This window comes from Chromobacterium paludis (assembly GCF_008275125.1).
Taxonomy (GTDB): Bacteria; Pseudomonadota; Gammaproteobacteria; order Burkholderiales; family Chromobacteriaceae; genus Chromobacterium; species Chromobacterium paludis.
Genome location: NZ_CP043473.1, coordinates 4208844 through 4224465, shown reverse-complemented (window position 1 = coordinate 4224465; position 15622 = coordinate 4208844). Strand labels below are relative to the sequence as shown.

Sequence of the window (15622 nt, the reverse complement as noted above, 5' to 3'; positions counted from 1 at the left end):
TTCATTTCAGTAAGGGTTGGCCAGCCCAGAGGGCCGTACGAAGAATGGCTTCATCCAAGCTGACAGTTGGTACGACTCCCAGCTCAATGGCAATACGTTCCACAGATGGCACATAGGACTGGGGCACAGCCCCCGGAGGTGGTGTCTGAGCTATCCGCACTTTCCCCTTTCCCCCTAGGACACCATTGACGCGATGGGCCAATTCACCGATTGACAAGCTCTCAGTGCCCCCAACGTTATAGGCCCGGCCACTTGGCGCGTCGAACAACATCAACCATAGCCAATGCACAAGGTCTGCGGCGTATAGATAGCTACGCAACGGCGTACCATCGCCCTGGATATGGATGTCCTCGCTTCGCATTGCAGACCCGATGAAATTACCAATCGCGAAATGCTTGTCGAGTGGCAGGTGCGGACCAACGAACGCAAAACAACGAGCAATTGCCACCTCAAGACCTGGCCGCACCGCTGCAGCCATCGCGCACAGCAACTCGCTGACGCGTTTGCCCTCACCATAGGCTGACGCTGAGGTCAACGGATCAGGAGCACCGGACCAGCTCTCGGAAATGGCCGGAACCTCAGATGGCGTACGCCCGTAAACGGCACCTGAACTCAACAGCAATAGGCGCCTTGGAGCCGTTCCAGGCAACATAGCATCCAGCACTCGACGCGTACCCACTATGCACGTATCTAATATCTCGGACTGCGTGCTCGTAGCAACAACATCAGTCGCAGCATGGATTGCAAAATTGCAATCACCAACAATCTCTGGTGTGAGGTTGCGCACATCACCAGTAAGCCATTCGATCTCTGGTGCTCCACGCAACTCGGGGAACTCTTGGAGGAAAGACTCTGGCCGACGGCTCAATGCAACAACGCGCGCGGACAGGCCAAGTTGCCGGTTAGCGTGCAGGAAGGTGGCCAAGAGCCATTTACCGATAAAGCCAGTACCGCCGGTCAATAGCAGCTTTTGTCCACGCAGCCTCTCCCAGCGGACCCCTATCATGTCGACAACATGATCAAGATCTTCAACTGGTAAGAGTAAAGGGGAATGTACGCCGCTCATGCTTAGAAATTCACCCCGAAAAACTCTTCCAGCTTATCTGCAATGTAATCAAGCTGCTCTTTCCCCAACGCGGGGAAAGTACCCAGCCAGAAAGTCTGGTTCATCACAACATCAGTGTTGGTCAGATCACCGCTGATACGGAAATTACGCCCTGCCATGTACGGCTGTTTCGTCAGATTACCGGCGAAAAGAAGGCGCGTACCAATCTTGTTTTCTTCCAAGAAATTGATCAGGTCGGCACGCTTCACTCCAGCGCTGTCCTTGACGATTAGTGGGAAGCCAAACCAGGACGGTTCGCTATTCGGCGTCGCTTGCGGCAGGTGCAGGAACTGCTCAACGCTGGACAACCGGTTCTTCAGATAAGCGAAGTTGGCACGGCGCTTGGCGATAAATTCCTCGACACGATCCATCTGTGCCAATGCACAGGCGGCCTGCATATCCGAGATCTTCAGGTTATAGCCCAGATGGCTATAGGTGTACTTGTGGTCGTAACCGTCGGGCAGATCGCCACCCAGATCCTTTTTCGTCCAGCAGAATCGCTTGTCGCAGGTATTATCTTTACCGGGTGCACAGTAACAATCACGCCCCCAGTCGCGGAAGGATTCGGCAATCAGCTTCAAGTCAGCATTGTTGGTAAATACCGCCCCTCCCTCACCCATTGTAATGTGATGTGCTGGATAGAAGCTCAGTGTAGCGATATCGCCAAAGGTGCCAACCAGCTGACCATTGTAGGTTGCCCCCAAGGCATCACAGCAGTCTTCCACCAACCAGAGGTTGTATTTCTTGCACAGCGCGATAACGACATCCAGATTGAACGGGTTGCCCAAGCTATGGGCCAGCATGATAGCTTTAGTCTTGGGTGTGATGGCAGCTTCAATCTTGTTTGCATCAATGTTGTGTGTAGCAAGATCCACATCGACAAACACCGGAACGGCACCGAACTGGAGGATAGGGTTAACCGTCGTTGGGAAGCCGGCTGCCACGCCGATGATTTCATCTCCCTGCTTGATTGCACGATCACCCAACTTTGGGCTGGTCAGTGTCGTGAACGCAACCAAGTTAGCAGATGAGCCTGAGTTGACTGTGATCAGGTACTTCACACCCAAAAATTTGGCTAGTCGCTCCTCAAACATGGCATTGAAACGCCCCGTCGTCAGCCAACCGTCCAGTGAGGCGTCCACCATCAACTGCAGTTCTTTCGCACCAATAACCTTGCCCGAAACCGGTACCACACTTTGACCGGCGACAAAGGGTTTTGGCGTGTAGGCAATTTCTGCATATTGCTGTACCAATTCGCTTATTTGTGAACGTAGTTTATCGAGTTGTGGCTGGAAATTAACGGTAGATACTGTATTCATTTTTCACTCTGATATTGTTTAATTTGATCAAGGCAGAAAGCGCGCATGTCTGCAGCAGACAGCCAAGCCTGGTGCCAGTCGGTAATGCGGGAAAGCGCCGTTTGCAACGACCATTGCGGCAACCAGCCCAGCCGTTGCCTTACTTTGGAAATATCCAGCTTAAGATAGTTGGCCTCGTGTGGATGATCACCCGGTTGCAAAGACCATGTAGCCCCCTGGCCCCAGGTTTCGCACAGCTGCTCCACAATCCATTGAACCGAGCGTGCATCTTCATCGCAAGGGCCGAAGTTCCAGCCTTCCGCATCGACTTGACCATTTTCGTACAGTCGTTCTGCTAACAGAAGGTAACCGGAAAGTGGTTCCAGCACGTGCTGCCAAGGACGGATGGCATGCGGATTACGGATCTGAACGGGTTGCTGCTTTTCCAGGGCACGAAGGATATCAGGAACTAAACGATCCAGCGCCCAGTCTCCGCCACCAATCACATTACCTGCACGTGCAGTAGCCATTGCAATACCTTCGTTTTTTAGGAAGGAATTACGGTAGGCACTACTTACAAGCTCGGCACAGCCCTTGCTGTTGGAGTAAGGATCGTAGCCCCCCATCGGTTCATCTTCCCGGTAACCCCAGACCCACTCTTTATTCTCGTAGCATTTATCTGTAGTGACATTAACGATGGCCCGAACACTACCAGCCTTACGTGCAGCTTCGAGAACATGAACGGTACCCATGACATTGGTGGCATAGGTTTCGATGGGCTGTTGGTAAGACAAACGCACCAAAGGCTGCGCTGCCAAATGGATCAGAATCTCAGGCTGGAAATCCGTGACTATAGCGCATATTTTTTCATAGTCTCGAATATCTGCAATCTGAGTGTCCATGCCTTCAGCTACTCGGGCCACATCAAACAATGCTGGTATTGTGGGTGGCTGTAGGGAGACGCCGCACAACTCAGCCCCCATTGATTGGAGCCAAAGGGACAGCCAGCTACCTTTAAAGCCTGTATGCCCCGTTAACAATACGCGTTTGTTACGCCAGAAATCCGGCCTGATTTGCTGCGAAATCACTTGGAGCCCCACTTCTTCCAGGGAGCGTTGCCACTCATCCAGAGCTCTTCCAGAAAATGTTTGTCTCGCAGCGTATCCATCGGTTGCCAGAAACCTTGGTGTTCATAGGCCATCAGTTGCCCATCCTCAGCCAACTGCATCAGCGGCTCCTGCTCCCAGACAGTGCTATTACCTTTGATATATTCCAACACTTTTGGGCTCAGAACAAAAAAGCCACCATTAATCATGGCTCCATCACCTTTTGGCTTCTCTTTGAAGCTCAAGACCTTACTGCTCTGAATATCCAGCGCGCCAAATCTCCCCGGAGGATAAGCCGCCGTTAATGTTGCAGCTTTTCCATGCTGGCGGTGAAATTCAATCGTCGCCGAAATATCGATATCACTGACACCATCGCCATAAGTAAAACAAAAAGCCTCTTCGTCTTTAACATAATCAGCAACACGTCCAAGCCGCCCACCGGTCATAGAATCATCACCAGTATCGACCAATGTTACTTTCCATGGTTCTGCGCGCTTTTCATGAACATGCATACTATTTGCTTGCATATCAAATGTTATATCCGACATATGCAAGAAATAATTTGCAAAATACTCCTTGATGAAATAGCCTTTGTAACCACAGCAAATAATAAAATCGTTAACTCCATGGTACGAGTACATCTTCATGATATGCCAAAGAATCGGCTTGCCACCAATCTCTACCATAGGTTTGGGACGAACTGATGTTTCTTCACTCAGTCGCGTACCGAGTCCCCCTGCAAGAATCACTGCTTTCATTTCGACTCTCTCTATTCGATCAATTGCTTGCCGAGCACACGAAGGCATCGGAGTAGAACTGTTTAGCGGGCAAGCCAGCATCAGTGAGTATTTTCTTAGCGCTATGGATCATGACATCTGACCCACAGGCATAGACCGATGCATTATCCCAATCAGACACCAAATCAAGCATCACATGCTGGATATAACCTGTTTTACCAGTCCAACACTCATGCGAACGCGATTGAACCGGGATATAATTGCCCCCCCCAAAAATACTGGGCACATCAAGATAAAAATCTTGCGGCTGACGACCACCCCACAATATAGTTACTGATCGTGGTTTTTTCTCAGGCTGCAAGTACATGATAGACTCCAGCATTGACTTGACAGGAGCAATACCCGTACCAGTTGCCAGGAAGAACACGTCAATATTAGCAGTGTCTCGCAGCCAAAAAGTACCATGCGGCCCATGGAGACGCAGAAGATCATCGACCTTAGCTTGATTGAACCAGTACTCGCTCATCACGCCTCCATCCACTTTGCGAATATAGAGTTCAAGAGCTTTTTCAACAAAGCTTGAATTCGCTAAGGAATAGCTACGACGTACACCACCAGGGCCAATTACATCAATATACTGACCAGGAATAAATTTAAAATTTTCTGCTGGAGGAATACGCAATACAACCTTGACTACATCAGATGCAAGTTGCTCAATAAGTGAGATACGACAAGGCAAAGTTTTGGGCACGGGCACTACGATATCGCCAAAGTCTTCAATGTCGAGTTCAACATCAGATTGAGCAGATCTTGCACAGGTCAATATCCAGCCCTCTTTCCGTTCTTCGGAAGTAAGCCCCGTCTCATCCATCAGAGGTGACGTGATGCCACTCAGCACCTTGGCTTTGCAAGAACTACAACGCCCCGTTCGACAACTATAAGGGAGCTTTAAGCCGGAAGAGGAGGCTGCTTCCAATAGAGACGTATTTTTCTCCACTTGAAATTGACGTCCGCTTGCTAGTTTAACAATTGCCACTGTAGCCACTTATTCCACACTAACATTGACGACGTAACCATTGGCCTTTAGCAAGGCATGCTGCTTGGCAGATTGCAAATCTGCTGCAACCATTTCCGCGCACATTTCCTGTACAGTAATTTCAGGCGTCCAACCAAGTTTAGCTTTGGCTTTTGCGGGATCCCCCAACAGCGTCTCTACCTCTGTCGGGCGGAAGTACCGAGGATCGATACTCACAACGGTCTGACCCACTTTGAGGGCCGGGGCCTTGTCGCCCTCAATTTTATCTACAATTGCGACTTCATCGACACCTTGCCCCTCAAAATGCAAAGTAATGCCCAGTTCTTGTGCGCTCCACTTGATGAACTGTCGTACGCTATATTGCACACCTGTTGCAATAACAAAGTCCTCCGGCTGTTCTTGCTGGAGCATCATCCATTGCATGCGCACATAGTCTTTTGCATGCCCCCAGTCGCGCAATGCATCCAGGTTGCCCATGTACAGACAATCCTCAAGCCCTTGGGCAATATTTGCCAAACCGCGGGTAATCTTTCGTGTCACAAAGGTTTCCCCACGACGTGGACTTTCATGGTTAAAGAGGATGCCATTACAAGCATACATGCCATAGGCTTCTCGATAATTCACTACGATCCAGTAAGCGTAAAGCTTAGCCACCGCATAAGGGCTACGCGGATAAAAAGGAGTCGTCTCTTTTTGCGGGATCTCTTGCACCAAGCCATATAACTCACTCGTTGATGCCTGATAGAAACGCGTTTTCTTTTCCAGACCCAAAATCCGGATTGCTTCCAGAATCCGCAGCGTACCGATGGCGTCCACGTCAGCCGTGTATTCAGGGCTTTCAAAACTTACTGCCACATGGCTCATCGCACCAAGATTGTAAATCTCATCCGGCTGGGCCTCCTGAATGATACGTACAAGATTGCTGGTATCCGAGAGGTCACCATAATGAAGCTTCAGTCGAGCATCTGTTATGTGTGGGTCTTGATAAATGTGATCCACTCGCTGGGTGTTAAAAAGACTCGCACGGCGCTTAATGCCATGCACCACGTATCCTTTTTCCAATAAAAACTCTGCCAAATAAGAACCATCCTGGCCCGTAATACCAGTAATAAGTGCAACTTTATTCTTTGTCATAGCCACAGCAGTCACGCGAAATTTTTCTCTAAGAAATCACGGTAAGCAAGTGCAAGTCCTTCGACAAGATTGACTTTTGCTTTCCAGCCTAAAGTATTGAGTCGCCTACTATCCATAAGCTTGCGAGGCGTACCATCTGGCTTGTTTGGATCCGTATGTATTGTACCGGCATACCCTACAGTTTCGGCAACAATTTGAGCCACTTCAAGAATAGAAACATCATCTCCGAAGCCGACATTGATATGACTGAGCATAGGTTGGGTATTTGCAATATAGGCCTCCGTCGAGAGGTTCATTACATGAACACATGCCAAAGCCATATCATCCACGTATAGAAATTCCCGTCTCGGCTTACCTGTACCCCAAATAGTAACACTTGGGGCATTGCTCATTTTTGCCTCATGAAAACGGCAAATGAGCGCGGGAATTACATGAGAATTTTCCGGATGATAATTATCACCCGGTCCATATAGATTGGTAGGCATCACACTACGATAATCTATACCATGTGATTGGCCATACTGGCGATTATAACTCTCACACAATTTTATACCCGCAATCTTGGCAATGGCATAAGGCTCATTCGTTGCTTCGAGTACGCCTGTAAGCAGTACAGCTTCACTCATCGGCTGGGGGGCCAATTTTGGGTAAATACAGCTGGAACCAAGAAACAGTATTTTCTTTACACCACTACGGAAAGCCGCATCAATGACATTGGCTTCTATCATCAGATTTTGGTAGATAAATTCCGCTGGATAGGTATTATTGGCGTAAATCCCACCGACTTTGGCCGCTGCCAGATACACCTGATCTGGCTTTTCCGCCTCAAAAAAATCCCTTACTGCTGCCTGATTTGTAAGATCCAGTTCCGAATGCGTACGAGTAACAATATTTTGGTAGCCCTTAGCCTGGAGTACACGGATGATGGCGGAACCTACCATCCCCCGATGACCCGCAACATAGATTTTCGGAGCATTCATTTAGACAGTTCTTCCATAATTATCTTCAAATCGAACTATATCGTCCTCACCCAAGTAACTTCCCGACTGCACTTCAATAATTTCTAACGGTATAGTACCAGGGTTGGCCAAACGATGGACTTCCCCCAGTGGAATGTATGTCGACTGGTTTTCTGTCAAGAGGATAACTTGATCGCCATTGGTAATCTCAGCCGTACCTTTTACAACGATCCAGTGTTCTGCCCGATGGTGATGTTTTTGCAGGCTGAGGCTAGCTTTGGGTTTGACCTGAATCCGCTTGACCTTGAAGCGCCCGCCTTCGTCGATACTGTCGTACCAACCCCAAGGTCGGTGGACTTTTCGATGCAATGCGTACTCTTCGCGCTTTTGCTTCTGGAGTCCGCTGACGATATGCTTGACATCCTGGCTGCACGATTTATTGGCGACCAGCACAGCATCCGAGGTTTCAACGACAATGATGTTCTCTACGCCAACCAAGCTCACCAACCGGCTGGTTGCATGAACGAGTGTATTACAGCTACCAATGGTTAGCACATCACCGACGTGGGCATTACCGTTCTCGTCTTTAGATAGAACCTCCCAAACTGCATCCCATGCCCCCAGGTCACTCCAGCCGGCATCGAGCGGCACCATTTTGATGGGGAAAGCGCTTCCGGGACAGTGTTCTATCGCAGCGTAATCCACGGATTCAGCTGGAATCCCGGCAAACTCATCTTTGCCTGGTCTAACGAATTGCGCATCCGTCGAACGCTTAGACCAAGCTAAACGTGTTTTGGCTAGAATAGCCGGCCGAAATGTCTCAAGAGCGTTCAGCCACACTGAGGCTTTGAGCACAAACATGCCCGCATTCCAGAAATAACCTCCCTCTTCCAGATAACCTTGGGCAGTTTGCGCATCCGGTTTTTCGACGAAACGCAGGACAGTCCGTGCTTGGATACCTCCAGCGGCGTTGTCCATCTGAATATAACCGTAACCCGTTTCTGGACGATCAGGCGTCACTCCCAGAATCACGATCGCACCGTTCGCCGCTTCTTTAATCGCAGTCTGCGTCGCTACCACGAACGCGTCGAAGTCGCTTACCGTCTGATCGGCCGGGGTGACAACCAGTACCGGGTCATGACCTTCCTCCGTCGCCGCCAATGCAGCCAAAGTAAGCGCCGGTGCGGTGTTACGACCAACAGGCTCAAGCAAGGCACTCCCCAACTCGATACCGATTTCACGCAATTGCTGCGCCGCCAAAAAACGATGATCCTCCCCTGCCACGATCAATGGTGGGGCAAGCTGCATATCGGCACTAGCCAAACCTGACAGGCGTTGAACTGCTTGCTGGAACAAGCTTTCGCTACCTGTCAGGCATAAAAACTGTTTTGGGAAGCCAGTTCGAGAAAGAGGCCACAAGCGCGTACCAGAGCCACCACAAAGAATTACTGGAGTTACATTAATCATGCGGTATTGAATTCCTTTTCACCAAGACTCCCCATTTCCAATTTGAGCGCCTCAATTTCAAACCTCAGCGCCTCATACTCATCCATTTTCCGCTGCAAGAACTGCTGAGCAAGGGCCGTCTTTTCAGCTATACCACTTGGAGTGAGCACATAGATGTAACCAAATTTATTCTTGGAGTGAGCGAAGTTTTTCATTTTCACCAACCCCTTTTCCATCAGACTCTTCAGGCAATAATTCAACCCTCCTACGCTTATACCCAACCTTTCAGCCAACTCACGCTGAGTAAGATCAGGATTTTCTTGCAGGATACGCATAATCCTAAAGTATGTATCTTCCTGCAGTCTTGCTTGGCGGCTTATCATAAAATAGAAACATCACTCCAAAATGATTTATTGCATAAGTATAGGGAAAAAACCATTTACACCGCAGCTAGACAATATCTTGAACTCAACAAAATTGTTCTGTAAGAACTTGAACATTATACCCAATGCGATGCCAAGAGGCCTACATCACCAGGCTTGCCTAAAACATCCACCCCAGGTTTGGGCACGCTGATCGTACACGCTCCTACACTTACTCTTCAATTCGCATGCACAAAACAACGCGCGAGTGGCAGTGGGTTAAGCTTGCTTGCGGTATAAACCGTTAAGCGCAGCACAGTCTCAGGCACTCCGCGCTCGCCATTAAAGGCCGAGGTACCCCAACACCCCCTCCGCAGCCTCTCGCCCCTCAAACACAGCTCTAACCACCAAGTCCGCGCCGCGAACCATATCGCCTCCGGCGAAAACTTTAGAGTTACTGGTTTGGTATTTATGTGCACCGTGCACAACAGCTAAGGTGCGGCCGTTGGCAGCAGTGGCTATGCCTTGCTTGTCTGCCCATGGCGCCGCTTCAGCCAGAAAGCCAAACGCAATGACAACGTGGTCGCATTCTACGATTTCTTCGCTGCCTGGCACAATCTCCGCGTTTCGGCGACCCTTGCCATCAGGTTCTCCCAGCCGGGTCTCCGCCAGCTTAACTGCTAACGTGCCTCCGATCATTGGCTCAATGGCAAGAGGCTGGCGGTTCCACAGGAACTCGACACCTTCTTCTTTCGCATTACCCACCTCCCGCGCAGAACCCGGCATATTGGCCTCGTCGCGACGGTAAGCGCAAATCACTCGCTTAGCCCCCTGGCGTATCGCAGTACGAACACAGTCCATGGCGGTATCACCGCCGCCCAGCACCAATACGCGCTTACCCTTCATCGAAATAGCCACCTCGCCGTCCAGAAGTGTCCCCATCGATTGGCGGACGTTGTTGATGAGATATGGCAATGCCTCAAGCACCCCCTTGCTGTCTTCACCAGGGAAGCCGCCCTTCATGGCTTTGTACGCTCCCATGCCCATGAAGATCGCATCGTGTCTTTTCAGTAATGTTTCAATGGAGACATCTTTGCCGACCTCCGTATTCAGCACAAACTCAACGCCCATACCCTCCAGGATCTCCCGGCGACGACGCACCACATCCTTTTCCAGCTTGAACTCCGGGATGCCGAAAGTCAGCAGCCCCCCGATCTCCTCGTAACGGTCGTACACCACTGCCTTGACGCCATTTCGCACCAATACGTCTGCGCAGGCGAGACCTGCTGGGCCGGCGCCTATCACGCCTACGGTCTTGTCGGTCCACACTACTTTAGACATGTCAGGCCTCCAGCCGGCCTTGAACGCCTCGTCAGTAATGTACTTCTCAATACTACCGATGGAGACGGCGCCAAAGCCGCCCTGGTTTAGCGTACAGGCCCCCTCGCACAACCTGTCCTGCGGACAAACGCGGCCGCAGATTTCCGGCAGGCTGTTGGTTTGATGCGACAGCTCGGCGGCTTCGAACAGGCGACCTTCTTCCACCAGTTTCAACCAGTCAGGAATGTAGTTGTGCACCGGGCACTTCCATTCACAGTAGGGGTTGCCGCAGGACAGGCAGCGGCCGGCCTGGTCGGCAGCATCCACCGCGTTCAGCGGTTGGTAGATTTCCTTGAATTCGATTTTGCGAACGCTGGCTTCAACTTTGTCGCCCGGGTTGCGCGACAGCTTCATGAACTGGAATACATCAGACATTGTGTTTTCTCCCGCGAGGGAGGGCGGCGCCATGCGCCGCCCTATATATATGGATGTGCAAGCGGTGCTTAGTCTTTGAGCAGGCTTTCCAGCTTGGCGGCCTTGGGCTTCACCAGCCAGAAGTAGTCCACGTAATCGTCGAAGTTCTGCAGCATGGCGCGGCCGGTTTCGGAGCCGGTCAGCTCAACGTGCTTGGCGATCTTTTCCAGCAGATAGGCGCGGTACATGCCCATTGCCTCGCCGTTGATCAGGTGGATGTCGATCAGCTCGTTGTTGTAGCGGTAGGCGAACTTCTCGTTAGGATCGTAAACGAAGGCGAAGCCGCCGGTCATGCCGGCGCCGAAGTTGTAGCCGGTCTCGCCCAGCACGATGACGGTGCCGCCGGTCATGTATTCGCAGCAGTGGTCGCCGGCGCCCTCTATCACCGCCAGCGCGCCGGAGTTGCGCACCCCGAAGCGCTCGCCGGCGATGCCGGCGGCGAACAGCTGGCCGCCCGTCGCGCCGTACAAACAGGTGTTGCCGATGATGATGGATTCGCTCGCCTGGTAGCCCGCATCCTTGGGCGGGTAGATGGTGACGCGGCCGCCGGCCATGCCTTTGCCGACGTAGTCGTTGGCGTCGCCTTCCAACTCCAGATGCAGGCCAGCCGCGTTCCACACGCCGAAGCTCTGACCGGCGCTGCCGCTGAACTTCACTTTCAGGCAACCGAAGGGCAGCCCGGCCGCGCCATGCACGCGGGCGATTTCGCCGGACAAGCGCGCGCCGATGGAGCGGTGGGTGTTTTCAATCGGGTAGGCCAGCTCCAGCATCTGCTTGTTATGGATGGCCGGCAGCGCGTCTTGCAGAATCTGCTCGGCCAGCTCGCCCTTATCAAAGGAAGGATTGCTGTCCGACACGCAGAAGCGCGGCTCGCTGTCCGGCACGGTGCCTTGCGACAGCAGCGGGGCCAGATCGAGACGGCCCTGACGCTCGCTCTCGCCATCCTGCACATCCATCAAGTCCATGCGGCCGATCAGCTCTTCCATGCTGCGCACGCCCAGCTTGGCCATCCACTCGCGGGTTTCGCGGGCGATGAACAGGAAGTAGTTGACCACCATGTCCGGCAGGCCGGTGAAATACTTGGAGCGCAGTTTGACTTCCTGCGTCGCCACGCCGGTGGCGCAGTTGTTCAAATGACAGATGCGCAGGTATTTGCAGCCCAGCGCCACCATCGGCCCGGTGCCGAAGCCGAAGCTCTCCGCGCCCAGAATGGCAGCCTTGACCACGTCCAGGCCAGTTTTCAGGCCGCCGTCGGTCTGCACCCGCACCCGGCCGCGCAGGCCGTTGGCGCGCAGCACCTGCTGCGCCTCGGACAGGCCCAGCTCCCACGGCGAACCGGCGTATTTGACCGAGGTCAGCGGCGAGGCGCCGGTGCCGCCGTCGTAGCCGGAGATGGTGATCAGATCGGCGTAAGCCTTGGCCACCCCGGCGGCGACGGTGCCGACGCCGGGCTCGGCCACCAGCTTGACCGACACCAGCGCGGACGGGTTCACCTGCTTCAGGTCGAAGATCAGCTGCGCCAGGTCTTCGATTGAATAAATGTCATGGTGCGGCGGCGGCGAGATCAGGCTGACGCCTTCCTTGGCGTGGCGCAGCCGCGCGATCAGCCCGGACACCTTGTCGCCGGGCAGCTGGCCGCCCTCGCCCGGCTTGGCGCCCTGGGCCACCTTGATCTGCAGCACCTCGGCGTTGACCAGGTAGTGCGGGGTGACGCCGAAACGGCCGGACGCCACCTGCTTGATCTTGGACATCTTCTCGGTGCCGTAGCGCGCCGGATCTTCGCCGCCCTCCCCGGAATTGGAGCGGCCGCCCAGGCGGTTCATGGCAATGGCCAATGCCTCGTGCGCTTCCGGGCTCAACGCGCCCAGCGACATGCCGGCCGAGTCGAAGCGCTTGACGATGGCCTCCACCGGCTCCACTTCGTCCAGCGGAATCGGCTCGGCGGCCAGCTTCAGCTGCATCAGGTCGCGCAGCATCGCCACCGGGCGGGTGTTCACCGTCTCGGCGTATTGCTGGTAGGCCTGGTAATCGTCGTTCTGCACCGCCTTTTGCAGCAGCTGCACCACGTCCGGGTTGTAGGCGTGGTATTCCTCCCCATGCACGTATTTGAGCAGGCCGCCCTGGTTCAGCCCACGCATCGGGTTGAACGCCAGCCGCGCCAACTGCTTCTGATCGGCCTCGAAGTCGGAGAAATTAGCGCCGGACACGCGCGACACGGTGCCCTTCAGGCACAGCGCCACCACTTCCTCATGGATGCCCACCGCCTCGAACAGCTGCGCGCCGCGGTAGGACGCGATAGTGGAAATGCCCATCTTGGACAGCACCTTGAGCAGACCCTTGTTGATGCCCTTGCGGTAGTGCTGCAGCGCCTCATTGGGACGCAGGTCCACTTCGCCGTTGTTCACCAGCTCGATGATGGTCTGGTAGGCCAGATAGGGGTAGACCGCGGTGGCGCCGTAGCCCAGCACGCAGGCCATCTGGTGCGCGTCGCGCACGGTGGCGGTTTCCACCACGATATTGGTCTTGCAGCGCAGGCCGGCGTCGATCAGCGCGTGATGCACCGCGCCGGTGGCGAACAGCGCGTGGATGGGCAGCCGCTGGCCGGTGGCGTGACGGTCGGACAGCACCACCACCACGGTCCCTTCCTGCACCGCCTCCACCACGTGGCGGCTCAGACAGGCAATCGCGTCTTTCAGCGTGGTTTCGGCCGGGTCATAGCACAGGTCGAAATTGGTGGCCTTCAGGTAAGGCTCCGGCCGCGTGGTGACGCGGGTGAACTTCTCATGGCTCAGCACCGGGCTGCGCACTTCCAGGCGCTTGGCGTGCTCGGCGCTCTCCTCGAACATATTGCGCTCTGGGCCGAACACGGTGTTCAAGGACATCACCACCGCTTCGCGAATCGGGTCGATGGGCGGGTTGGTGACTTGGGCGAACTGCTGGCGCAGGTAGTCGAAGGGCGAGCGCACGCGCTGCGAAAGCACCGCCATCGGCGTGTCGTCGCCCATGGAGCCGACGGCTTCCTGGCCGTCCGCCGCCAGCACGCGCAGGATCTGGTCGCGCTCCTCGCGGCTGAGGTTGAACATTTTCTGCAGCTTGGCCAGCTCGTCCTTGGGCAAGGGTTCGACGCCGGCGTCGTCCTCGATGGACAGCTCCAGGTACTTGGCGCTGTCCTTGATCCACTGGCGGTAGGGCTTGGCGCTTTTCAGCTGCGCGTCGATGTCTTCCGGCATCAGCAGCTCGCCGTTGACCAGGTCCGCGGCGAACAGCTGGCCCGGCTTGACGCGGCCCTTGCGCACCACGTCCTGGGCGCGGTAATCCCACACGCCCACTTCCGAGGCGATGGTCAGAATATTATCCTTCGTCAGCACCCAGCGCGCCGGGCGCAGGCCATTGCGGTCCAGCATGCAGGCGGCGTAGCGGCCATCGGTCAGCACGATGCCGGCCGGGCCGTCCCACGGCTCCATATGCATGGAGTTGAATTCGTAGAAGGCGCGCAGGTCCTTGTCGGTGCTGTCCACGTTCTGCCAGGCCGGCGGCACCAACAGTCGCAGCGCGCGGAACAGCGGGATGCCGCCCATCAGCAGGCCTTCCAGCATATTGTCCAGGCTCATCGAGTCCGAACCGTCGGTCTGGACGATGGGGCGCACAGCGTCCATGTCCAAATGCGGCGAAGCCATGATGCGCTCGCGCGCGCGGGCCCAATTGCGGTTGCCCTGCACCGTGTTGATCTCGCCGTTGTGGGCGAGGAAGCGGAAGGGCTGGGCCAGCTTCCACTGCGGCCAGGTATTGGTGGAGAAGCGCTGGTGGAACACCGCCAGGCTGGACTCGAAGCGCGGATCGGCCAGGTCCAGAAAGAAGCGCGGCAGGTTCTCCGGCGTCACCAGGCCTTTATAGGAAATGGTGTGCGGCGACAGCGTGGGCAGATAGAAACAGGCATCGTCCGCCTTATTGGCTTTCTCAGCCAAGCGGCGGCCCATGTAGAGCCGGCGTTGGAAGGCCAGCTCATCCATGCCGAACGGGCAGTTCACGAACACCTGGGAGATAGCGGGCAAGGAAGCCAGCGCCGTTTCGCCGCAGGCCGAGGTATCGACCGGCACGGTGCGGAACCCGGCCACCTCCAGCTGCTGGGCTTCCAGATGCTCGCGCAGGCGCGCCAGGCTGCGCTCGCCTATCGCGCCGTCCGAGTGGTGGAACACCAGGCCGGCGGCGTACACTGACTTCAGGGCGATGCCGGCTTCGGCCGCCACTTCGCGCAGGAAGCCATCCGGTTTCTTGAACAGCAGGCCGCAGCCGTCTCCGGATTTGCCATCCGCCGCCACCGCGCCGCGGTGGGTCAGCTTGGCCAGCGAGGAAATGGCAGTGGCCACCAGCCAGTGGCTAGGTTTGTCGTCCAATTGCGCGATCAAGCCGAAGCCGCAGCTGTCTTGTTCGAATTCCGGTTTATACAATGTGCCCTGCAGGCGGCGCTGTCTGTCCATTTCTCGGCCCGTTTATACTTTGTAGTGATGCATCCGATTCTACGGGCAAGATCGCAACAACCGCAAGCGCGCTTGCGGCGGCGCAACAATCATTTGATTTCAGTCATTTGATGCGCAATCTATTGTTTTTGATATGTAATTTCACTACTACATATTGGTCGTTTTTT

11 protein-coding genes are annotated in these 15622 nt (G+C 54.6%); all 11 read right to left on the bottom strand.

The genetic code is table 11. From position 1 onward, the window contains the following. Nucleotide 1: 1 nt before the first annotated feature. Nucleotides 2-1066 (bottom strand): NAD-dependent epimerase/dehydratase family protein, encoded by a 1065-nt coding sequence (locus FYK34_RS20100; RefSeq protein WP_149299602.1) that lies wholly within the window; start codon nt 1064-1066, stop codon nt 2-4. 2 nt (nt 1067-1068) lie between these two features. Beyond that, entirely contained in the window at nt 1069-2424 is a 1356-nt protein-coding gene (rfbH, locus tag FYK34_RS20095) for a lipopolysaccharide biosynthesis protein RfbH (protein ID WP_149299600.1), read from the bottom strand. Beyond that, on the bottom strand, nt 2421-3491 hold the full coding sequence (gene rfbG / locus FYK34_RS20090; RefSeq protein ID WP_231137325.1) for a CDP-glucose 4,6-dehydratase: 1071 nt from the start codon (nt 3489-3491) through the stop codon (nt 2421-2423). The genes rfbH and rfbG overlap by 4 nt, the downstream gene beginning before the upstream one ends. Next, nucleotides 3488-4267 carry a glucose-1-phosphate cytidylyltransferase gene (gene rfbF / locus FYK34_RS20085; protein WP_149299596.1) on the bottom strand — a complete coding sequence of 260 codons (780 nt, stop codon included), beginning with the start codon at nt 4265-4267 and terminating at the stop codon, nt 3488-3490. The genes rfbG and rfbF overlap by 4 nt, the downstream gene beginning before the upstream one ends. A 19-nt stretch (nt 4268-4286) precedes the next feature. Then, a complete protein-coding gene (locus tag FYK34_RS20080; protein WP_196782552.1) occupies nt 4287-5291 on the bottom strand; it encodes a 2Fe-2S iron-sulfur cluster-binding protein in 1005 nt (334 codons plus the stop codon). After that, on the bottom strand, nt 5292-6431 hold the full coding sequence (gene gmd / locus FYK34_RS20075; protein WP_331252016.1) for a GDP-mannose 4,6-dehydratase: 1140 nt from the start codon (nt 6429-6431) through the stop codon (nt 5292-5294). Next, nucleotides 6428-7396, bottom strand: coding sequence for a GDP-L-fucose synthase (fcl, locus tag FYK34_RS20070; RefSeq protein WP_149299594.1), 969 nt, complete (start codon nt 7394-7396; stop codon nt 6428-6430). The genes gmd and fcl overlap by 4 nt, the downstream gene beginning before the upstream one ends. Next, nucleotides 7397-8842, bottom strand: a complete 1446-nt coding sequence (locus tag FYK34_RS20065; protein ID WP_149299592.1) for a mannose-1-phosphate guanylyltransferase/mannose-6-phosphate isomerase — start codon at nt 8840-8842, stop codon at nt 7397-7399. Then, on the bottom strand, nt 8839-9204 hold the full coding sequence (locus FYK34_RS20060) for a MarR family EPS-associated transcriptional regulator (protein ID WP_149299590.1): 366 nt from the start codon (nt 9202-9204) through the stop codon (nt 8839-8841). The genes FYK34_RS20065 and FYK34_RS20060 overlap by 4 nt, the downstream gene beginning before the upstream one ends. Before the next feature lie 321 nt (nt 9205-9525). Next, the gene (locus FYK34_RS20055) at nt 9526-10938 is read right to left on the bottom strand and encodes an FAD-dependent oxidoreductase (protein WP_149299588.1); all 1413 of its coding nucleotides are present in this window, start codon (nt 10936-10938) and stop codon (nt 9526-9528) included. 68 nt (nt 10939-11006) lie between these two features. Next, nucleotides 11007-15455, bottom strand: coding sequence for a glutamate synthase large subunit (gltB, locus tag FYK34_RS20050; RefSeq protein ID WP_149299586.1), 4449 nt, complete (start codon nt 15453-15455; stop codon nt 11007-11009). Between the last annotated feature and the right edge of the window lie 167 nt (nt 15456-15622).